Here is a 22,617-nt window from a genome sequence, read left to right as displayed (position 1 = left end):
GGACATCCGGTTGCAGGTTGCGCCCGATCGAAACATCCTGGACACTTTCGAAGCTTCAACCTCAGCGCTCAGAGAGAATCTTTCCGGGCAATAGACGTCCCTCTTGGTTCTCCGTTTCTTCAGCACAACCGTGGGTCCGCTCAGATATGTAGGTTCAAGAGTAGCCCGCCAGATAAGCCATTGGTTGAAATGCTGATTGAACGACGCCCGATCAGATAATCCTTTTGACTCGGATCACCGCCATCGCCATCATTCACACAAGAATACCAGAATGCGATTTTGGCCCCTCCCTGCTGTGAAAGTTCATGCAGTCGGCATGTGATAGGAGGAATTTATGAAAAGATTACCCACATGGACAGCTGCTCTCGCCACTTGGGCAGTTCCAGCGCTGCCTGTTGCAGCCCAGTCGAGCGACTGGAATTACGAAGCCACGATTTATCTGTTCATGCCAGAGACAAAAACGTCACTGGATTCGCCGAACGGCAACATCGATGCAACGCTGAGTTTTTCGGACGCGCTCAGCAAGTTGGACCTCGCCTTCATGGGTGCCTTCGCGGCCAGTAACGGCCGGTGGAGTCTGTTGACTGATTACAACTACACCAAGCTTTCCATTGACAACGACCTGTCCGGGCCTGCGTTCTCCGGCGTGGAAACGTCCCTCAAGACGCAGTTCCTGAGCGGCTACGTTGGTTACCGCGTCTACGAAGACCCAACTTTGAAACTGGATCTGGCAGGAGGGTTCAGGTGGTTCAACACGGAAACCGAATTCACGCTGTCCCCGGGGGCATTGCCTGGGACGACCAGTACCGTAGACGCCAGTTGGACAGACCCTGTCATAGGTCTCCGCGCCCGCTATGCGATTTCTGATCGCTGGTCCGGTACGGCCTTTCTGGACTACGGAGGGTTCCGAAGTGGCAGCGAGACCTGGCAAATTTTGCTGACGGCGGATTATGCCATAAACGACCGATGGATGATCAGAGGCGGATACCGCCATATTTCGTTTGATCACGAAGTGAATGGTAACGACTTTGACTTCAGCCAGTCCGGCCTGCTGATCGGCGCGACATACGCTTTCAATTAGGTGTTCCTGTGTGTGGCGGATAAATTTCGCTTTTGATTTCAGCAGGTCGCTTCAATTGTTTCGCTGTGGCCATCTCCCGAAACGAAGCGCAGCTCTTTTGTGGTGCAAGTGCGTGAAGTCGTGGCACTGAGGTGCCCGATCATTGGTTAGCGATCAGGTTATCAAGGCGAACGGGTCGAGCGCGCGACGGCCGAAGTAGGGATATATCATGAGTGGAATTGGTAGGCGTTTGAAAAGAGCAGTTAGGGACATCGCCGTTGGCGATTACGAGAACGCGGTGACAGCAATCTTCCAGGCTTTTGATGCGACGGGGAAAAAGCGATACCCGTCAAAAGGATCAGGTCATAGGTTCAAAAAGCTGCTGGAAGACCAAGAGGAAATCGTTTGGGAGATTGCCTTCAGTGTCAGAGTAATAGGCACGAAATTTGAAGGCCTTACGATGCCGGAAGCGATGTGGAAATTGGTTAGAAACCCCATCGTGCACGAAGGTGAGTTCAGTAAGCGCATTAGTTTTGAGGGTGGTTATGAGCGGCTTCCAGTGGGAGAGAATTGGAACCTGCCACCAAGATTTCTGACAGGCCTGGCAACTGCAGCTATATCGGCTAAGGAAAATTCGGACGAGCAAGAAGATTTGGCCTTTAAGTTCAATTTCTTTGGCCGGGATATTCCTGCCCAGAGTTTGTGGGGCGCCGAAGAATGGATCAGGGCCGAGTTAGAGAATATTCACCGCCGCAAAGCAGAAAAGGTTGCACTGCGCCGAGCTGATGAACAATCCCACAAACGCTGATCAACAATAAGGAGGATCAGGTCTGAAACTTTGACGAAAGCGGAGCACCTCTTCGGATGCACTTCTGGCCAGTTTTGAATGCTCATCGAAAAACTGTGTATCATGGTGTGCGAACGGAGACATTCGCGCTCTGTGAACTGGAAAATAGGGAAATAATGCTGATTAAGCTTACAAATGTATTGAGCCTACTTACCGCGGTGACAGCTTTTTCGCCTGCGATCGGGCAAACCCCTCAGTCTTCGACTCTTTTTTTAAACGTCGATGTTTTTGACAGTCGAAATGCAACTGTGATCGAAAATGCTAACGTCCGGGTCACGGGCAACTTTATCGCCGAGGTTTCGACCACTGAGTTGCCACCCGAAGCCGCAACTGTAATTGACGGTGGCGGGCGCATGCTCGTTCCCGGTCTGATCGATGGGCACAATCACATCATGCTGGGTGCCAGTCCCATTGCACTCGCCTACAATCTGCATTGGACCTATGTCGGCGCGTTGGCGACGCGGGAGGCTGAGGCCATGCTGATGCGCGGCTTCACGACCCTGCGGGACGCCGGAGGGCCTTGCTACGGTATTGCTCAGGCCATTGATGAAGGCATCATACCTGGGCCGCGCATATTTTGTTCCGGGCATTTCATAGGGCAGACGTCCGGGCATTTTGACTTTCGTTTGTACAACGAAACCCACCCGAGGCAGCGTGGCGAGCGTAGTTTTTTCGAGACGCAGTGGTCATTCATCGCAGACGGTGTGCCGGAAGTTCGTGCCATGACCCGCGAGGCGTTGCGGCTAGGGGCGACCCAAATCAAACTAAGCCTGGGAGGTGGCAACTCCAGCCCCTATGACCCACTTGATACCACGCATTACTCAGTCGAGGAGATCCGTGCTGCGGTGGATGCGGCCGAGGATTGGAATACCTATGTTCTGGTGCACGCATATTCAGACGAGTCGGTTATGCGAGCGCTGGCCGGCGGTGTAAAAAGCATTGATCATGGCAATTTGATCAAGGAAGAAGCGACCATCGCGGCAATTCGAGATGCGGGCGCTATCCTCAATCCACAGTTCCTGATCTTCACACCAGACGATGAGATGCTGGCAGGAGGAGACCCGGACACCATCGCCAAGGGCGCACCAGTCCGAGACAATGTGGAGACCTTCGTCTCGCTCATCCAGAAGTACGACCTGCCGATTGCCTTTGGGGTCGACCTATTTGGCTCACCGGCGCTTCTTGCTATGCAGAATCTGGAGTTCGAGCGTCGCGGAAGATGGTGGTCAGGAGCGAAAGTTTTGCAGCAAGCGACATTCAATACCGCTGAACTCCTTGCCCTCTCCGGGCCACGAAACCCTTACCACGAAGGCAAACTCGGAGTTATTGAACCCGGGGCTTATGCCGATCTTGTGCTGGTGGATGGCAACCCGGTGGAGGATATCAATCTGATGGTCGATCCAGAGGCCAACTTCTCGGTTATCATGAAGGATGGTGTGATCTACAAAAACAGTCTTGAGTGAAGCGGCCGCTCAGGCGCAATGTGCGATTTGAACGCAAGATTCAGTCAAGTCCGTGGTAGGTGTACACACTCAGTTCGAAAGTTTGGCAGTGAATAGCAGTGAGAGGGCTCAAAAATCCAACCAGACGCGGTGACAATGGAGAACCGCCGTCAATGAACCGAGGCTCGTCGACCGCTTATCCCGAAAAGAGGCATTTGCCCCGATTAGAAAATGAACTCACAGAGCCCAACAGAGTTCTTTGAAGACCTAAAGATCGGTCTGGAAGACTACACGCGTTTCATGGGAAAACTCGGTCCAAGCCGAAGTGAGCGATGCAACACCATGAAATTTCTCACGCTTGCGAATGAAGTCGGAATTGGAGACTACAGTGAGTGGTGAAGAGAACAAACCCATCCCAGCACATGTGGAACTAGATCCCGATCACGAAGATGCCATTGTTCGGTGGTGCAACCGCATGATCCGCCACGGTGTCAGGGCATTGTCGGTGCTGATGCTCGGAATCATTCTGATGGCAATTATTGACGCCGGTTTCACAACCTACCAAAAGTTGCTGGAACCGCCTGTCTACATCTTGGAAGTCAGTGACCTTCTCACGGTTTTCAGCGCCGTGCTGGTCGTTCTCATTGCGATAGAAATCTATACAAATATTACACTATATTTGACCGCCGACGTCATCCACATCAAGCTTGTTGTCGCAACAGCCTTGATGGCTGTAGCTCGAAAAATCATCACGCTAGACGACAAAAATTTGGAACCTCAGTACTTTCTTGGTTACGCAGCAATCGGTCTTGCGCTGGGCGTAACCTACTGGCTTATAGCCAGAAAACCATGAGTCACTCGGATCTTTTGTTGCCATCGCTTCTGTGAAGCTGTTTCCTGAACATGAAATAGAAACCTCGTCAGCCCATGCGTTCCTGATTAACCCCCGACTAATCCGTGGATTAACCGGACTTTGCCGACATAAACCCTAATGCCGGAAGCAAAGAAGGTCAGCTTGGTTGTTGCAGCACCATTGGCGGGTGGCTTATTCTGATCGTTTCATGGGTCCAGAGCCCGCACGCCGTTTGAAGCAAAGCGGTAAACGAAACGCCCGCTAAAAGGATTTCTGCTATCTTGAGCACTCTCCATTTTCTGGAAGCGCCGCAAATTACGGATTCCCCTCTCGAAATGACGCTTATTGGTTGCACCGCATTTGCACGCATTTTGCACGTTGCAGAAACAATCTTGCCGGCGAATGCAGCACTTTGCAGTGCTTTCTTGCGGTTTGACTGTTTGGGAGAAGCCTAATTTTTAATTATTATCAGGAAGTTATGGTGCTGCTGGAGAGAATTGAACTCTCGACCTCTCCCTTACCAAGGGAGTGCAACACCATATCCGTCACCAGCACAACATCACTTGCAAGACGCACAAGCTGCGATCCACCGCCACCACCAACACCCAACGCATGACGCAGAAGTGCCCATTTTGTCAGTGGGTTGAGTGTCGCATGCCGTACCATGAAGTGCAACATGCGGCATGTTCAGCAGTGCACGTGACATGCAAGGCAAACACACGATGTGATGTGCCAAACATTGTCAGAAGTGCAGTGCGGTGCAGCGGAAGTGCAGCGGAAGAACCAGAGCACCTGTGATCAATCCTTGCTGGACTTCAGCAACACTCCCCCGCCCAAACCCAAAACCCAGTTCCCTGCGCGGTGGCCCTGCAGGGGTGATGTCATGCGTCCCCCTGTATGGCTGTTATCTGATCCCACTTATCCAACCTGTCCAACATTTCTCTTTAGTTTTGTTTGAAGGCACCACGGCTAGTAACGAACTAGGCCGCCCTATTTAAAGCAAACTTCAGAGCGAGGTTGCCTAGGTCGGATAGGTTGGATCATGCTTCCACCGTCCGGCAATCTTATTGTAGGAGACATCCTAGAAGATCGGTCGGCTGTCTGCTTCGAGCCCAAAGCTGCCGGTTCTCGAGACGCCCCAATTTCTTGGAGCGTCCATATGCGCCATAAGACATTTGCTCGTCTGGTCTAAACTTCCAAGACTACTCCACGAGTTCCAAGTCACCGGGCCGCCAGCTTTTGTCGAACCACGGTTCAAGTGGGCCGTAAAGACGCATCATGACATTGAAGCTTCGTCCGGGGACCGTTTGCGCCCAGTTGTTTTCCCAACCTTCAGGCGCTTCCGGTCCGAAATAAATGCTGAAGCTACCATCATCGTTCGGCTTGATTCCGGGCCTGTTGGAGTCGATCCCTCCGGCTTGTTGGTCCGTTTCCAAGATCGAACGAGTCTGCCCACTATAGAGCATAAACGACGCAAAGTTTTTGGCAGGAACCGGCGCGGGAAGCGTTACCTTGTAGGTCTTTGAACCATCGAGGTACTCACCATCTTTGTCGCGGGCCGTCATCGCGTACACTGAACCAGTGCCGACTGGCGGGGCGGTCATGGCAGGTGTGATACCGGTAGCCATGTAGAAGAAGTACGTCCGGTCGTCGAGAATACGCGCGCCATCCTCTAGGAACAAATAGCTTTGACGCTGGAACGGCGAATTCCATTGACGATCTTCATAGAAATACACGCCCGGATCGCGTGAGGCGTATGTGATGGCACGCGCTGTTGCGTTTGCGATGGCGGCTGCTTCTTTGAAGATGCCCTTCATTCTGGCATCCGGTTCGAACGGTTCGCCTTTCTTGATGCCAATGGAAGCAAATGTCCCAACAATTTCCGGATCAAAAGCGCCGACCGGATTGTTATCCAAAGCTACATGAATCTCCTCGAAGAAGTCTTCGTTGTTGGCATGGACAGTGTTGTGCTGAACGCCGGAGATATTGATGAAATTCTCTGGTGGCGGATTATCGGCTGCGCTGAGCGGATAGATATTCAATCCGGCCTTGATCTCTGCAACTGGTCCTGTTGTGTCACCATCTGCTCCGGGGGAACGACGCAGCAGCAACCAGTGTTCATTTGTTCTTGTACGAAGTTCAAAATACCCTTCTGGCACTGCAGTTTCATCGTCGTGATGCATCAACAGGTATTTCCCGCCTTCGCCTTTGTCTGCACCAAGCGCGCCAATATCGGCGACGTAGTCGAACCCGGCATCGTCCAACAGACCCAACATGCCTGCCGGCACCTCGATGACCATCGGGCCTTCGGAGATATCAACGTTGGAACCAACGTAAATTGTCGTTGTGTTTGGCGTCAGCCAGATTGATCTGGCATCCAATAAGTTCTCTGCAATGACGACATCATTTGGTTGTGCGCCTACATCTTCATAACCTTGGAACATTCCACGCAGAGACGCGATTTTCATGCCATCAAGAAAAGCAGTAGTTGCGCGCATCAAGTCCAGATTGTCGAAGACTTTCTCAACCGTAGCTGGTGAAGGCATGCCATCGAAAAACTCAAGTGTGCCAAGTGTCTCTGTTTCCACTCTATCCGGTGTCAAAACGTTTTCAGGTACTATTGCAGCAAACTCTCTGTCGGATTGGGGAGGCAATGCGACTTGTTCGTTTGTACCCTCATTCTGTTGTATCATGTCTTCGTTCAACAAAACGAACTCCACGCGCCGGTTCAGCGCGCGTCCTTCTTCGGACAAGTTCGAGGCGACAGGCGCGATTGGACCTGCGCCCATGGCGACCAGACGTTCCGCTGCGACGTTGTAGGGTTCGCCCATCAGTGCATTGCGTACGGCCGCCGCACGGCGCTCAGCGAGGTCAATGTTGTAAGCAAAGTCACCCACCGAGTCCGTATGGCCCACGATCGCCAGTCGCATTTCAGGCAGCGTCGCCATCGCGCTGGCAACTTTGAACAACACCTCTGGGGACGTGCCGGTCAGCGCGTCACTGTCGGTCTCAAAAAAACCGCCGCTCATTGAGACGCGACCATCTTCGCGCAAAGCGGACACAACCGCTTCATCTGTCAGTTCACCGACCGCTCGTGCTCTTTCTTGGCCAAATTGTTGCGCATGAAGTGGTCCCGTAGTGACTGCGAGTGCAATCGCAATCGCTGTCATACAAGTCTTTACGTTTCTCATTTTGCTTCTCCCATTTTTGCCTTTGTGCGCTTTTCGCGACTTGGCACTTTAGTGTTTGTTTTGGAGAGACGGCGTCCCGAGGTATACACCGCCTCTCCAATTGCTGACCAATTGGTTGGTGCCAATACCGGTCAGTGTCCGAATTCAATTGCCAAAAAGTTCAGCTACTCGACCTTCTTGAGATCTCCGAGCATCCAGCCGCTTTCCAGCCAGCCCTCTTCAGGGCCGTAGAGGCGGAACAGGAGGAAGTAGGGCTCGGTGGTTGGGATCCAGTTGCTTTCCATGCCCTCTGGCGCTTCAGGCCCGAAGTAGATGTCGTAAGAACCATCTTCGTTTGCTTGCATCGTGTCGGTGTCGCGCTCTGAAAGTCCCACAGGATCAACGTTGCGGATGAAACTCTTGGTCTCCATCGAATAGACAATGACTGACCAGAAATCCTCGGCGGGTGTGTCTGCTGGCACGTTCAGCTTGTAAGTCTGATTGTGGTCATACATCTCACCTTCGCTGTCGCGCAGCCCAGTTAAGTAGAACGTCCCGCCGCCAAGTTTTTTCGGCAAATAGGTAATCCAGAAATAGCTTCCGCCCGCACGGGCATCGACAAGCACCTCGGTTTCGGTTTCGTACGGGAAACCTGCTTCAGGTTGACCCTCAGCGAAGTCCCAGATCAGCCATTGGCTTTTCATATCCCCGTTTTCATCCACCCAAAGCGGTATCATCGCCTTACCGGGTGTTACGAAGTACTTCTGCATCGAGGCATAGGCCAACAACAGCCCCTCTTCCATCGCCTGTAGCTGCTGTTCCGTTGGTTCGAACGGCTTACCTTTCTCAATGCCAAGGTCCTTAAGAAGGTTCACCATGACCTTATCTTGAGGGCGGACCGGATTGTTCTGGACGTAGTCGTTTAGGTCCTGAAAGAAGGTTTCGTTGTAATAAGGCAGCGAGTCGTAGGGTACTTCCGACGCTTCGTGATAGGTGTTTGGCGGTGGGTTATCGGCCTCCGAAAGGTAATAGACCTTGATTGTCTGCGCATATTCCGCGGCATCTGCATCTGTTCCCCCATTGGTCAGCTTTGGACGGAATGAAAATCCGTACTCATAGGTGTCAGTCTCAAACGGAAAATACCCAGCTTCGGTCAGTTCCTCGATCGACATGTCACCGTCATAGTCGGGTGGTAGCATGAGATATTTACCACCCTCTCCGTTGTCGAACCCGTCCGGACCAACATCGGCAATCGGCACGTCCCAAGCGTTCACAATCGTACCGAAGTAATTAACCTTGTCGGTTGCCGCCGGGACCTCGATCACCAACGGCCCGGGCTCAGACGTCATCGAGGCCCATGCGTAAGCTGTCACATCATTGGCCGTCAGAAACCCGTGTTTGGAGTCGAACGGTTTATTAAGGTACACAATGTCGTTGTAGTCTCCGCCCAGATCGCGGCGAATACCTTTCAGGAAATCAATCATACCAGCGGCGGGCATTCCCCAGATTGCGGTTTGTGTCGCGCGCTGGACCATAATTTTGTATTCGATGTCTTCGACCTGCGCCGAGCGCGCGAGGATGTCGCCTGTGTCGTTAAATTCCTGCGCCTCGACCTGAGCAGCGACGCTGCCGACGCAAACGGCCGCAACCAAACACTTGGTCGATAAGTTTGTGAACAATGTGCCCATCTGTTTCATTCGTGACTACTCCCTTGAGATTTTTGGGAGACTTGCACATCCGGAACGCAGATGCGTATCATTTCACGACAGATGTTTCTTTGGGGATCTCAATGACGCTACCACCGATGATTTCAGCGAAGGCGCTCGGCGCGATGCCGCAGTTTGTCTACGAGGTCGCCGGTGAAAAACGATTAGAGAAGGCCATGGAGGCCGCTGACCTTCCGCATCACTTTATCGAAGAACGGTCGGGGTACATTTCTGAGCATTCATTGGCGACATTCGTCGAGCAGGCGGCTCGATCGGCGGGCCATCAAAACATTGGCTTGCTTTGGTCTCCTTACCTAACAGTCGCAGACTACGGGCTTTGGGGAGAGTATGTCCTGTCCGCGCCTACGTTGGGAAACGCACTACGTCGCGCAACATCAGTTATGCCTTTCCACTCATCAGTTGATCGCGCATGGCTGGAAGCCTCTGGCCGACGCTCGCGCTACTGCTACAAATTCGGAATGCCGGAGCACCCCGCTTATGCTGATATAGCTTTTTCCGCGATCGGCGTTTTCCTGAGTATTTTTCGCGAGTACTTAGGGAGGGGATGGACGCCTACCGCAGTTCTCTTGGATTTTGCAAAAGTACCGAACTCGGTCGAAGTCGAGGACACATATGGGTGTCCCATAGTTTGGAACGCACCAAGGTTAGGTGTGGAATTCGAAAGCTCATTGTTTTTGGTCGAGAACAGAAGGCAATATCGTGTTCGCGGTTTTGTGACGGTTGACGATGTTGCGAGGGAACGCGTCGGTGGTCCACCTGAAACAATAGCTGGTCAGGTTGCCGCAATAGCCCGACAGCAACTCCACCACAAAGAAATCTCGGTTGACGCAACAGCTCGCGCACTCGGGCTTGGTGTTCGCACTCTTCAAAGGAAGCTAGATGAAGAAGGCGCGCAATTCCGTCGCATAGTAACCGATGTTCGCGTAAGCCGGGCGAAAGAGTTACTTTCATCGCAGTCTGGCACCATCGCCGATATTGCTACTGCGCTGGGATACGAGACCGCCAACAACTTCAGTCGTGCATTTAAGACCGCCACTGGCGTCTCGCCATCTGAGCACCGAATACTTGGGCGCGATAGGTTCTAAACCGTCTGAAAATGCTTTAGCACCACCGACGGCTTTGTCCGCTGAACGGTCGTATATCTGGACTATCTCGAACGTCCGGACTCGGCAGAAGCAGTCAATCGCAGAAAACGAACAGGAGTCACCGTGCGCCACCAAGGCGTTACTGCGTCGTTTTGGGTGTTCGTTGCAGCAACCACGCAACTCAACCAGACACAGTCCGCCAATCTAAGTGTCGCGTAGCCAACTGAACTGAGGGCACGTCCATCTGCCGGTGTTCGCGAGCGGCTTCTCGCCACCTTTGATCCAGCCATTCCGCAAGTCGTATGGCTTCGCCGTAACGTCCAGTCGCCTGTAACCACGCCGCTGCGTCTCGTAAGGACATGATGACTCGGTTGTTCGAGATGCGCTTTGCGGGCGGTCCCTTACCTCTCGCTCGAGACATTCGAAGTGTGTTTGGCTTAATCCCAGTAACCCGGCAGAATTCATGAGCGTAGATGGTGCCGTCGTATCGGATCATCTGGGTTAGCGTAGGGGCAGAAGCGATTGCAGCACCTGAGTGCCCGGCTGAACTCGGCGCGTGGCCTGTCGCTGTATCGCTGGCGCTCTCTGTTCTTGGCATCTTGCCTCCTGCCTTCGAAGGCTCTGGTTGGATCTGATCAACTGGGTGCAATGGTATCATCAGTCGGCATGATTGCCATGCTTGGCCGCTAATGATCCGACATATCCAACCTATCCAACTTGAATAAGATATTGACCGATAACTATCCCTCCCATGGAGTAGTAATTCTCTTACGCAACTTCGTACTTATGTCTTCCAAGTTGGATATGTTGGATAGAAAATGGACCACAATACGCGGTAGAGGCAGACACGGTAATGCAGTGTAAGCCATTGTCCCACAACACTTTTATATTGACATCGGATGAAACATCATACACCATGAAGACACCGCACTTCAAAGTGTGAGATGCCTCTCGGGTCAGGCTCGAAGGCCATAACCGCAGGAAACTGCGAGACCAGCATGTGACACTATCGATCACTGCGGATTCACCAATAATCAGAAGCCGGGGCGAGGTGCTGTTGTATCTCCGCCGTTAGAAAGGAATTCGCCATGAACGCGAAGACTTATTCAATCGATGAATTCTGCCATGTCTTTGGTCTTAGCAGATCGTCGTTCTACCGACTGCGGAAAGCCGGATTGGGTCCGCGTGTTGCCCGGATCGGGGGCCGTGTACGTTGGCCCTCGCTTTGCAGGCCTCAGGTTGTGATCAGGCAACCGGGCTGCACAAGCCGCGTCTGCTCAGCGACAACGGGTCCAGTTACATCTCTGGTGAGCTTGCAGACTGGCTGGAAGATCAACAAATGGATCATATCCGAGGTGCGCCATATCACCCACAGACCCAAGGCAAGATCGAGCGCTGGCATCAAACTCTCAAGAACCGCATCTTATCGCAAAACTATTATCTGCCCGGCGACCTCCAACAACAGATCGACGCCTTCGTCGAGCATTACAATCACCGTCGCTACCACGAAAGCCTACAAAACCTCACGCCGGCTGATGTCTACTTCGGGCGCGGGCAGACCATTCTGAAACAACGCGAAAGGATCAAACGGAAGACAATCGAAACAAGGCGCTTGCTTCACCGAAAATCCGCCGCATAATCGGAAAAACCAGATGGGCCAGATCCTCTCTTAGCTATGGCCGCCTTCTGTACCAAAACCCCTGACGACGGACACTGGCAACATTCGTCTGCTCTCAATCAAAATAAAGGCAATTCATATGGACTTGACTGTACTCATGAAAGACCTGCAGCAACGACGCGACGAGTTGAAACTGCAACTGCACCTTGCGTCGAAAGAAGCTGAGGATGAATGGACAGAGCTTCAGGCCGAATGGGACAAGTTTCTTACAAAAGCCGAGTTCGAAAAGTCCGCTGAGGAAGTTGGAGAAGCGGCACGCGATCTCGGCCTCAAAATGAAGGCCGCGTATGACAAGATGAAAAAGGCAACCTGATCAAGCAGGCTATTGGGTGATTCAGTGCGGCCTCAAACCCGGCTGCCAGCCCGCCAGAAGTTTCATAACTTTGGGCCCAACAATAATGCGATGGGTCTCGCAGAAGGATCCGCGGCCGAACCAAAGGAGACCGAACGATGAACCTGGTCGCAATTCTCATGAAAGATGTTGAAGCGGCGCGCTCCGCGCGTGGCAAAATTGCGGGATTAACCAGAAAGGCGCTTGTTCAGTTAGAAGACGCGGTTGTCGTCTACACTGAAGATGGCGAAATCAAACTTGATCAGACCGTCAACATGACGAAATTCGGGGCTCTGGGCGGTCTTTGGGTCGGTGTGGTTATCGGTGGCGCTATTGGTCTGATGAGCGGGAATCCAGCGCTATTGGCTGCAAGCGGTGTGTTTGGGTCACTCACAGGTGCCGTTGGAGGATCGGTCGCTGATCGTGGCATTCCGGATGATTTTATGAAGAAAACAGCACGATCATTGGAAGATGGTCGTGCCATACTTTTCCTATTGGGTGGAACCGAGAACCCAGAAATGGTTCTTGAAAAGCTGTCTGCTTTTGAGGGTGAGGTGCTGATATCGGATTTCTCTGACGATGTCGTGCAACAGATCAACGATGCTCTTAAGTCAGTATAATCCGCAGGTGTGTTCATCAAAACGATGATCGTTTAGCCATCATACAACGACACCACGGCTGCAGGAAAAAGCTCTTGCCAGTACGTTTTCGGCTCAAGTCTCTGACAGGACTGCCGAATAGGTTACGGAGGGCTCTTCAGCTTCCGGTCCAGCGCCATTTCAATCGCTATAAGCCGGGACGGATGTAGTTGAGGATGGCGGAAATGGTTGCATTGGACAAAGAGCTGACTGCCATGGAAGACGAACTGGACGAAGCCGCTGAAGAAATGGCGACAGACATCCAAGAAAGTATCGACAAGACCAAATCAAAGGTCAAAGAAGCAAATAGACCGCATTGACGCTCGGCTAGAGGAGATCGACGCGGAGTTCGATGCTAGGTTGGATGCAATTGACCAGCAAATCGACTCGGCGACAGAAAATTCGAAAGCTCGGTTCCAAAAGAGAAAAGCAGAGATACAAGAGGAATACTCTCACAGAAAAGCTCTTTTGAGCAAAGCAGCCAAGCTGGCAGGTGAGGCACTCGGCTAACGGGCCAACGAACCCGCCAAATTCTAAAGCGGGTTCGACACAGCCGTTTGCTGGAGTTACAAATCGAATTTATGGAAGAAAACAGTTTTCGAGAGCCACTTTCCACTTACGGTGATGCTCTGTCACGGTGGTGGAGCTCAGTAGATCATCCCGCGGCCCTTGCCGCGATCGTGTTTTGTGCGGCGGTTTTGGTTTTTCGTCGTGCACTGGCCATGGTGGTGGTTTCAGCGCTCAATGCATTGCTGTCAAACTTATCTTCCGAGATTGGTGAAGCGACGCGTGAACGCCTCGTTTCGGCTACTCAAGTACTTCTTGTAGCCCTATCGATTTTCCTTGTCTCTGAAGCTCTGGAACTTCCCGAGTTTACAGGTGGCCTCTTTAGGAGCGTTCTAGCGACCGCTGCCATAGTGGCTGTGTTTGCAACTTGGTATGAACTAGCGGGTAACTTTGTTTCAATCTTAAAAACAGGTGAGTTTCAGGATGTAACCCTTGAGGCCGACTGGACCACTAGAGTTACTCGCTTCGCCATTTTTATCTTTGGACTTACTGCGATATTGAAGGTCTGGAACGTCGACATTAGTGGAGCTCTTACTGGCGTCGGTGTTTTGGGCGCAGGGCTTGCGATCGCTGCACAGGACTTAGTACGGAATTTGATCGCGGGAATGACCAACCAAAGCGAGGCTCGATTTGTCACCGGAGACGCCATAGAAGTTGATGGCAAGTTTCTGGGGACGGTTAAAAAGATCGATCTGCGTTCCACACTCGTGGTTGGCTTCGACCAAGTGCCCCGCCATGTTCCGAATGCTGATCTGTCAAATTCTGTTGTTAAAAATTACTCAAGAATGCAGCACAGGCGTATCCTGATTTCAATTCCACTTGTTCTTTCGTCGTCCCGTGACCAAATTGAAAAAGTTAGACGTGATTTGAGTGAGTTCTTGAAGAACAGTGGGGCCTTCTCACTCGATGATGATGCTCCCAAGTACGTTAACGTATCGGGTATCAGCAACAGTTCCATCGACATTCAGTTCTATGCCTGGACGAAGTCTGGTACTTATTCAGACTATCTGGAAACAAGTGAACGCCTTGCCCTAGAAGTTTTAGAGACTGTCGCAAGGGCAGGCACCGCGCTAGCCTACCCCACCCAAACGATACATATGGCAGAGCACGCAGGAAAAAGCTGAAGCCAAACGAACTGGTGGCTAACGAGCCATTTTCATTTTGCAGAACACCTTCGTCTCTGCGCTCTTTGGTTCATTTAGTTCTTTCGCTACCTCATCCTCCAAAAATGCACGGGTGCTTATTTCAGTCATTTCATCCGCGTCCGAATTTGTTGGCGTCTGGACGTCGGAGTTGCCAGACTGGTCGGACAGTGGCCCCCAAACTGCGCGAAGTGCCCCAGCCGATTAAGCGATGTTGTATTTTGTATGCATAACGTGTTCAATTTGAGACAAGTTTACCAATAGGACTCAATTGTTTGGACCCAACTCGCGAAGACAATACAAAAGTGCCGATTTGGTTCCTCACGATGGTCACTATCGCTCTCGTGATTTGCGCTCTGTGGTTCGGGCGCGGGTTTCTCATTCCTCTTGCGGTAACGGGTCTTCTTTATATTCTCACCTCTGCGCTTGTTGATAAGATTCAGCACACCAGTTTGATTGGCTGGTCGCCACCCGGCTGGTTAGCTCAACTTCTGAGCACGGTTTTGATAGTCGGAGCGGTCGTTCTTCTGGGTCTTGTTGCCGCTTCATCAGCGGATGATGTTCAAGACGCGTTGCCAAGATACCGGGAGCGCTTCTCAATTTTGTCGGAACAACTGGAAGGTTTTCTCGGACCCAAGATCGTGATCGCAATCCAACAAGCCATGGAGCAAGCCGATGTAGGGCGTTGGTTTACTGCAGCAATGAGCGGAGTGGGCGGAGCACTTTCAATGCTTGGCCTTATAACGCTCTATTTGATCTTCTTGACTGCTGAACGACTAGCTTGGGCTACTAAATTGCCACTTTTGGCTTCTGGGGAGGAAGAGGCACATCGCGCCAAGAAAGTGCTTTCGAGAATTTCCAATGGCGTGAAGCAGTATATGTGGGTGAATGCAGTAACAAGTGCCATGAGCGGCGTTGTTGCATTCGCCATTTTTTCGTGGGTTGGCTTGGACTTTGCGCCACTACTTGCACTGACCGTGTTTGTAGCCGGCTTCATTCCAAACATTGGGGCGTTCATCGCAATTGCGCTGCCCTCTCTCGTTGCTCTGATCCAATTCGATACTATGAGGCCGTTTTTAATCGTGTTGATTGGCTATGGCCTTGCGGATCAGTTCATCGCCAATGTCATACAGCCGAAAATGCAAGGTCGCTCTCTGAACCTCAGCACGTTCATGGTAATGGTCGCTCTTACTTTCTGGGCCACTGTCTGGGGCGGGATCGGCGCGTTTTTAGCGATACCGATGACGGTAATCGTTATGGTTTTTTGTGCAGAAATCCCCGCAACACGGTGGATCGCAATAGTTCTGTCAGCGGATGGTCAATTACTGGAAGAGCAGACTGTTGCTTCAAAAAAGAATAATCAATCGGTGTTGTCGCATATAGGCCAATCCAAAAAACGCCAAGAGTTTGAAGAGGAAATTGAGCAACTTCGCGCAGACTTCGACAGTAGAGATAAATAGTCTACGCTTAACAGGGGCGCGACTATATCGATGAAGTTCTCTACCAGTGTCAAAACGGCGGCCAGGTTGTCAAATTTTTTAAGCCACCATTATTTGCCCCTGTAATCGATTGAACGTGGCTGCAGCGATGACGGCGAGTAATGGATCAGCAAACAGTGGTTGAACCGTGCATGCAAAGTGTTTGGAGGGTATCGCAGTCAAGCGTTTGGCTTTTGGTTCGGATCTCAATTCCAATCCCAAATTAGCAAAACTGTAGCGCTGCGAGAGTATACAGAACTTTGAATTTAAACTAATACTTACATCATTAAATAAGTTCTGGCCCGCAGCGATAGGAGAGATTGACATGGCTGATATTGCGAAATGGATGGATGATCTCAAGCAAACACGTGACGAGCTTCGTTTGCAACTTCATCTTGGTGCGAAAGAAGCAGAGGATGAATGGGAAAGCCTTATGCGTGACTGGGACTCGTTCTTGAGTAAGTCTCAGTTCGAAAAGTCCGAAGATGAAGTCGGAGAAGCGGCCCGCGAGCTGGGTCTGAAGATGAAGGCCGCCTACGAACGTATGAAGAAAGCAGTTTAGTCTGCGGAAACAAGCGAGGATCACTAAACGCGAAAAGTTTTGAAAAACTCAAACGTATGGCGTGGCTACGTCATTTTAATTGAGGTGTTCTGAGCGAGATAGTCTCAATCGCGTAGTGTCCTTGCAAAATTGCCATCTCGACGATTGTTCATTTCTTAACCGCAAGGGACAGGCGATCAGATCGCGCGCCGTCGTCTTGCGGTGGCACGCTATCAATCTGGCTTAGTGGTTTTGCTATGCTTGTTGCAGTGATTGGCCTATTTTTTGGGAACGTTGCCTGTTCTTCTGTCTGGGCGATAACTACGGGAAAGCGCTGGGCGGCGGAATCCTTGCTGTTTGAGCCTGGATCTTGCTGTCGTCCCGGTGCTTGTCGCGCCTCGAATGAGCGCTGAACGAGAACCGGAACCTGTCATTGAATTTCGCGATCTCGCAATGGACGATATCAAGGCGGCATAGTCGGAATGGCTGGGTGAGGCAAAGCATCTGGAAGAAAATGTGCGGCGTATTGCCTCCTATCCGTTTGGCGCTGTGGAATCGACTCTGCTTGGCCCGCTTTTTTCAACGACGGCGAAGTCTCTCTACAAGAAGGTGCAAACTACCAATCACAACAAAGGCGAAACTAGTCGGGACAAGGGAGCACCAATTCTGATACGTTTTGGTTGCTGCGACAGCCTTTTCGAAAGTTCGAAGGAACGTTCGAAATCAGCTTCAAACATCGCTTCTAGTTGTGATGCAGCACTATCATCAAAGTAAACCGCCATGGCTTCAAAGTTCAATCGAAACGACCGGTTATCCATGTTCATGGTTCCGACAACTGCAAGCGTATCGTCAACAAGTACGACCTTTTGATGCATGAAACCCGCATCATAGCGCATCACTTTGACTCCTACGTCGCGGATCTCGTCAAAGTATGCGAAGGCAGCCAACCAAGGAACGGTATGGTCTATGACCTCCGGGACCAATATACGCACATCTAGGCCGCGTAGCGCCGCTAGTTTAAGCGCGGTCAGAATATCGATATCTGGCACAAAATAAGGAGATGCAATCCACACTCGTTTCTTAGCTTCAGCGATGCAGGATATGAAGAACATGGCCCCTGTTTCCAGTTCGTCACCCGGACCAGTAGCGACCAAAAGTGATGTCATGTCAGCTTTATCTCGATCGGCATTCCAATTCAGGTCATCGATCAGTATTTCGTCTGTTGCCCAGTGCCAGTCTTCCACGAAAATCAACTGAAGCTGGGAAACTACTGGGCCAGTCATCTGAACATGTGTGTCGCGCCAATTACCAAAACGTGGATCGAGTCCTTTGTACTCGTCTCCGAAATTCAAACCACCCGTGAAGCCCACATGACCGTCGACAACTACTGTTTTGCGGTGATTGCGAAAATTGAGCTGAAAACGGTACTTCGGCCCCCTTGTCGACTTCGGATCGACGAACTCTACCCCTGCTGACTTTAAGCGCTGAAAATAGGTGGGAGGAAGCTTTTTGCTTCCTACAGCATCGACCATGAAGCGGACCGACACCCCTCGTTCAGCGGCATTGATCATGTGATCGCAAAGGGCTCGGCCAACGCCATCATCGTTGACGATATAGGATTGGACAAGCACGTATGATTTTGCAGTATCAATCGCCTTGAAAATCGCTGAGAACGTCTCCTCACCATCTATGAGAAGCTGAAAACCATTTCCGTCTACTCCGGGTAGTTCTGCGATCTTTTCAAAAAGTGTTGTGTCGTTCTTGGGTTTGGACTTAGGCCTATGTTGTTCGCGATAAGTCGCCACACCTTCAAGAACCTGTTCGCTTGAGGCACGACTTATTTCATAGCCACGATATTTGTGGTGTCCAAGAAACAGATAAAGCGGCACACCAAGGTAAGGTGCTGTTACAAGAAAGATTGCCCAACCGATCGCGCCTTGAGGAGTACGCGCCGTCTGGATAGCGCGCCACGCGAAAACAATCGCAATGACCTCTGACGCGATGAGTGCAATAATCAAAACCGTGCCGAGCATTTCATCGCCCATTCCATAGACAGGGGAAAGCCTGACTGAGTTACCCTCGGGCCAAAGCTATGTGAGTTTCCCATTCGTAACAACTTTTGGGCCCTCCGTCTGGTCTTGTCAGACGAACTTTTGTTGGGCGTGGCGGGGCAGTAAAGCCGCCGTTCGGATTTCGGAAGCTGTCGTTGGGGCAATCCTGGCTGACCGACTGCTCAGAGCCCAAAGCGGACCTTCGAACTCGACGCGGCAACAGGCAGAACTAAGCGCGAAACGGAAATCGCTCCACTGCTATCTAGCAGTAATGGTGTCTCAAAGTAAGCCTTTCGCGTACACGTTGAATGCTTCTGGTCGGTTGTCTCGTGGCTATAAACTCCACTGCTCAATGCCTTTTGCTAGCCAGAGAAGAGGGTCAGGTGCCTCCGCGCGACCGGAACTCTGATGGAGAGCACCCCTCCCACTTTGAGAAGGCCGTAGAAAAGTTCTGCCGGTGCGAAAAACCAATGCTTTGAGCGACCTCGTCAATTTCGCGGCCTTGCCGTAAAGCCTCTCGCGCGATGGCATGGCGCGGGCCATCGCGGAGGCGATCAAAACGGCTGCCCTCTTTTTTTAGGGCATCCTGGAGGGTTCTGAGCGGTTTGTCGAGAAGGTTAGCGACTTCGGTTTGCGCAAGAGGGCGCTGGTTGGTGCGCAATGACGCGTATTGCAAATGAGTTACGAGGTCGGACATCTCACAGGACGCATTGGGCACTTCGGGCGCCTCTGCCATGGCCAAAAGAAGGAGATCGGACAGGTCGGGCCTGGAGTGTTTGAGCGGCGTCCGCAAGAGGTGATCATCGAACTCAACTGTTCCGATATCACCCTCCGAAACCTGGCTCACGCCACTGAGAAATGTTGTGTGGTGAGCGCGCGCTCCGGGATAGCTCACCCGGATATGCGCGCTGCGTGTGCCCGTGCGCTGGGCGAGAAGGTTGCAGATCAGTCCGATTGTGTATTGCACATCGAGCGAGGCTTCCGGGCCCACGCCGAAGGGGTGAACGTACGTGAACCGACAACGATCCCTTCGCACTCGGAGGCCAACACTGACCCCGGGAACGATATAGGGAACCGTGTCGCGCAGAATGCAGAGGGCGGCCCAGATAGTCTCAGAATGAATGACGGCTTTGCCGAAAAGCCCCATATCCGCGAACTCTTGGTCCATACCTGCCCTCAGCATGATCCCGCCAAGATCATCGAGGTGGTCGATGCGGGCGAGGCCCTCTAGGTAGGTGCCGTCGGGCATCCAACGCTCCGCCTGATTCGGAACATCGAGCCCCGCTACCTCTGCGGAGAGACCTTTCCCCAGACCAAACATGGGATCAGACAGGCACTTAAACAAACCCAGCAACAGGCCCGCACGGACCTGTCTCGAGTCGTCGGGACGGCAAAACGATCGATCTTCCCGTGTGTTTGAAGACAATAGCTGGTTCCTTGGGCGCTAGTGTTGATTCTTAGACTAAGCGATTTGTGCCTACAACACTGCAGCAAAAAGAACTCGACGCGGCGCCTCCCGGACATGTCCTACGAAGAGCGCTGCCAAAAGGTAGCGGTTTCATTCTGGCTCGCGCTTCATGCCGCGCGACATGGAAGCAGTCTGACAAAACGAGGTGCGTCGCGCAGTTCAAATCAAAAGGAGGAGACAGCCGTGAAACTTTTTGAACTGACCAGGTTGCCCATGGCGCTCTTGGCAGGAACGCTCGCCCTGACTGCCGCGCCAGCTGTGGCCCAAGATGACTGGGATCGCTCGGTCTTGCCGGTCCCAATGACTGAGTTTGGTGGCCATATCGCGCTCCGCACCTCGGACTCGAGTCTCGATTTTCCGCGGCAGGTGTCCGCACCCGAGGGTGCGCCCAATGTTCTCTTGATCATGCCGGACGATGTGGGCTTTGGCGCGCCGACTGCCTTTGGTGGTCCCGTGCCAACCGAAGCCTATGATCGGCTTGCCGAGGATGGCCTCCTGTTCACCCGGATGCACACGACGGCACTTTGCTCTCCGACCCGATCGGCGCTGATTTCCGGGCGCAATCACCATTCCAACTCAACCGGCGTCATTATGGAGCTGGGCACTGGTTTCCCGGGCTACAACTCGCTGATGCCAAAAGAGAACGGCACCATTGCCGAGATCCTGAAAGGCAACGGGTACAACACCGCTTGGTATGGCAAGAACCACAACGTGCCGGACTGGCAGTCGAGCCAGGCCGGGCCGTTCGACCTGTGGCCGACGGGGCTTGGTTTCGAGCAGTTCTTTGGCTTCATCGGTGGCGACACAAGCCAGTTCACGCCCGCGATCTTTGACGGCACCAAGCCGATTGAGCCGCCGAACACCGATGATTACCACCTGGATGAGGACATGGCCGACCGGGCCATCAACTACATCCGGGAACAGCACGCGCTCGCACCGGAAAAGCCCTTCTTCGTCTACTACGCGCCGGGCACAAGTCACGCGCCGCACCACGCCCCGCAAGAGTGGATCGACAGGTTCAAAGGCCAGTTTGATCAGGGCTGGGACGCCGTACGCGAAGAGTCCTTCGCGCGTCAGAAAGAGCGCGGCATCATTCCACAGGATGCTGTGCTTACGCCGCGTCCGGAACAGCTTCGTGCCTGGGATTCGCTGAATGATCAGCAGAAAGAGCTCTATGCCCGCATGATGGAGGTCTATGCCGGGGCGCTGTCGCACATGGACTACCAGATCAACCGCATCATCGACGCGGTCGAGGAAACCGGCGAACTCGACAACACGTTGATTATCTACCTGATGGGTGACAACGGCGCGTCGGCTGAGGGCAGCCCGGATGGATTGCTAAACGAGATGACGTTCTTCAACAACATCCCCGTGCCCTTCGAGGACACGTATGCGCGCATCGATGAGCTGGGCGGACCGAATACGTTCGGCCACTTTCCCTCGGCCTGGGCGCACGCGATGAACACGCCGTTCCAATGGACAAAGCAGGTGGCCAGCCATTTTGGCGGGACCCGCAACGGCATGATCATCCGCTGGCCCGCTGGCATTGAAGCGCGGGGGGAGGTCCGTGATCAGTTCCACCACGTTATCGATATCATGCCGACAATCCTCGAAGCGGCTGGCCTGCCAGCACCGACCTCGATCAACGGGGTGGCCCAGTCCGAGATCGAGGGCACCAGCATGATGTATGCCTTCGATAACGCGGAGGCACCCTCAACCCGCCGGACCCAGTATTTCGAAATGCTGGGCAACCGCGCGATCTACAGTGACGGCTGGATGGCGACCACCACACCGCCGGAAGCCCCCTGGGTCAGCGTGGTAAAGCCGACCGATGTAATCACCGAGTGGGATTGGGAACTCTATAACGTTGCCGAGGACTTCACCCAGGCCAACAACCTTGCCGCGGAGAACCCCGAGAAACTGGCAGAGTTGCAGCTTCTGTTCTACGGCGAGGCAGCAAAATATGACGTGCTGCCGATTGTCAGCAGCAAGGTGGAGCGCATGGATGTCTCGCTGCGCCCCAGCCTGACGGCGGGTCGTACAGAGTTCACCTACTACGACAACATGACACGCATTCCCGAAGGCACCGCGCCCGACTTCAAAAACAAGTCGCACACCATCACGGCGCATATCGAGATCGCTGACGGGGACAATGACGGGATGCTCGTCACCCAGGGCGGCCGGTTCGGCGGCTGGGCGCTCTACGTGCTCGATGGCAAGCCGGTCTACACCTACAATGTTGCCAATCTTGAACGTTACAACATTGAGGGCGACCCTCTGTCGGCTGGCAAGCACACGATCCGCTACGAGTTCGAGTATGATGGCGGCGGCGTCGGCAAGGGCGGCATGGGCAAGCTTTTCGTTAACGATGAACTCGTTGGCGAGGGTCGGGTCGAGCGCACCATGGGCTTCCGAATCTCGCTCGATGAGACATTCGACATCGGCTCCGACGCGGGCGAACCCGTGAGCGAAAGCTACCACGTGCCCTTCGACTTCCCCGGCACGCTGGAGAAGGTCGAGGTCAAGTTGCGGTAACCGA

The 22,617-nt window shown here is 52.8% G+C and carries 16 protein-coding genes, 1 tRNA gene and 1 pseudogene; 13 read left to right on the top strand and 5 right to left on the bottom strand.

Features of this window, described 5'->3' with window-relative positions:
• The first annotated feature begins 334 nt into the window (after positions 1–334).
• The 4 genes from ACR0MI_RS22085 to ACR0MI_RS22070 all read left to right on the top strand — a co-directional run bounded on the left by ACR0MI_RS22085 (position 335) and on the right by ACR0MI_RS22070 (position 4,202).
• Positions 335–1,081, top strand: a complete 747-nt coding sequence (locus tag ACR0MI_RS22085; protein WP_480440756.1) for an outer membrane beta-barrel protein — start codon at positions 335–337, stop codon at positions 1,079–1,081.
• A gap of 208 nt (positions 1,082–1,289) precedes the next feature.
• Positions 1,290–1,868 carry a hypothetical protein gene (locus ACR0MI_RS22080; RefSeq protein WP_170613173.1) on the top strand — a complete coding sequence of 193 codons (579 nt, stop codon included), beginning with the start codon at positions 1,290–1,292 and terminating at the stop codon, positions 1,866–1,868.
• 155 nt (positions 1,869–2,023) lie between these two features.
• Positions 2,024–3,370, top strand: a complete 1,347-nt coding sequence (locus tag ACR0MI_RS22075; protein WP_170619409.1) for an amidohydrolase family protein — start codon at positions 2,024–2,026, stop codon at positions 3,368–3,370.
• A 367-nt stretch (positions 3,371–3,737) separates the two neighbouring features.
• A complete protein-coding gene (locus tag ACR0MI_RS22070) occupies positions 3,738–4,202 on the top strand; it encodes a phosphate-starvation-inducible PsiE family protein (RefSeq protein WP_321251590.1) in 465 nt (154 codons plus the stop codon).
• A 479-nt stretch (positions 4,203–4,681) separates the two neighbouring features.
• Here ACR0MI_RS22070 and ACR0MI_RS22065 read toward each other — a convergent pair.
• From ACR0MI_RS22065 to ACR0MI_RS22055, 3 genes are all read right to left on the bottom strand, one after another.
• Positions 4,682–4,755: transfer RNA gene (locus tag ACR0MI_RS22065), tRNA-Thr, on the bottom strand.
• Positions 4,756–5,404: 649 nt separating this feature from the next.
• Entirely contained in the window at positions 5,405–7,393 is a 1,989-nt protein-coding gene (locus ACR0MI_RS22060; RefSeq protein ID WP_170816809.1) for a DUF1214 domain-containing protein, read from the bottom strand.
• Between the two features lie 164 nt (positions 7,394–7,557).
• Positions 7,558–9,069 (bottom strand): DUF1214 domain-containing protein, encoded by a 1,512-nt coding sequence (locus ACR0MI_RS22055; RefSeq protein ID WP_480855599.1) that lies wholly within the window; start codon positions 9,067–9,069, stop codon positions 7,558–7,560.
• Positions 9,070–9,161: 92 nt separating this feature from the next.
• Between ACR0MI_RS22055 and ACR0MI_RS22050 the strand changes: the two genes are divergently transcribed.
• From ACR0MI_RS22050 to ACR0MI_RS22015, 8 genes and pseudogenes are all read left to right on the top strand, one after another.
• Positions 9,162–10,184 (top strand): AraC family transcriptional regulator, encoded by a 1,023-nt coding sequence (locus tag ACR0MI_RS22050; RefSeq protein ID WP_170816810.1) that lies wholly within the window; start codon positions 9,162–9,164, stop codon positions 10,182–10,184.
• Positions 10,185–11,394: 1,210 nt separating this feature from the next.
• Positions 11,395–11,823: pseudogene (locus tag ACR0MI_RS22045) on the top strand (integrase core domain-containing protein); the annotation flags it as partial.
• A gap of 136 nt (positions 11,824–11,959) precedes the next feature.
• Complete coding sequence (locus tag ACR0MI_RS22040; RefSeq protein WP_170422177.1) at positions 11,960–12,175, top strand: hypothetical protein; 216 nt, start codon at positions 11,960–11,962, stop codon at positions 12,173–12,175.
• Positions 12,176–12,312: 137 nt separating this feature from the next.
• The gene (locus ACR0MI_RS22035; RefSeq protein WP_170422174.1) at positions 12,313–12,813 is read left to right on the top strand and encodes a DUF1269 domain-containing protein; all 501 of its coding nucleotides are present in this window, start codon (positions 12,313–12,315) and stop codon (positions 12,811–12,813) included.
• Between the two features lie 203 nt (positions 12,814–13,016).
• Positions 13,017–13,151, top strand: coding sequence for a hypothetical protein (locus tag ACR0MI_RS22030; RefSeq protein ID WP_256368552.1), 135 nt, complete (start codon positions 13,017–13,019; stop codon positions 13,149–13,151).
• A gap of 261 nt (positions 13,152–13,412) precedes the next feature.
• Complete coding sequence (locus ACR0MI_RS22025; protein ID WP_170422168.1) at positions 13,413–14,522, top strand: mechanosensitive ion channel family protein; 1,110 nt, start codon at positions 13,413–13,415, stop codon at positions 14,520–14,522.
• A gap of 323 nt (positions 14,523–14,845) precedes the next feature.
• Positions 14,846–16,000 (top strand): AI-2E family transporter, encoded by a 1,155-nt coding sequence (locus ACR0MI_RS22020; RefSeq protein ID WP_170816811.1) that lies wholly within the window; start codon positions 14,846–14,848, stop codon positions 15,998–16,000.
• A 343-nt stretch (positions 16,001–16,343) separates the two neighbouring features.
• Positions 16,344–16,580 (top strand): hypothetical protein, encoded by a 237-nt coding sequence (locus ACR0MI_RS22015; protein ID WP_170422163.1) that lies wholly within the window; start codon positions 16,344–16,346, stop codon positions 16,578–16,580.
• 602 nt (positions 16,581–17,182) lie between these two features.
• On the opposite strand, the gene cls is transcribed toward ACR0MI_RS22015, so the two are convergent.
• Positions 17,183–18,604, bottom strand: a complete 1,422-nt coding sequence (cls, locus tag ACR0MI_RS22010; RefSeq protein WP_245223189.1) for a cardiolipin synthase — start codon at positions 18,602–18,604, stop codon at positions 17,183–17,185.
• Between the two features lie 385 nt (positions 18,605–18,989).
• Positions 18,990–19,859, bottom strand: a complete 870-nt coding sequence (locus ACR0MI_RS22005; protein ID WP_170422160.1) for a helix-turn-helix transcriptional regulator — start codon at positions 19,857–19,859, stop codon at positions 18,990–18,992.
• A 402-nt stretch (positions 19,860–20,261) separates the two neighbouring features.
• On the opposite strand from ACR0MI_RS22005, the gene ACR0MI_RS22000 reads away from it, so the two are divergent.
• Positions 20,262–22,613, top strand: a complete 2,352-nt coding sequence (locus ACR0MI_RS22000) for an arylsulfatase (RefSeq protein WP_348540085.1) — start codon at positions 20,262–20,264, stop codon at positions 22,611–22,613.
• The last annotated feature ends 4 nt before the right edge of the window (positions 22,614–22,617 follow it).

The organism is Ruegeria sp. D4 (genome assembly GCF_056534475.1).
Note: the sequence above shows the minus strand (reverse complement) of the source record. Positions and strands in the feature narration are given on the sequence as shown.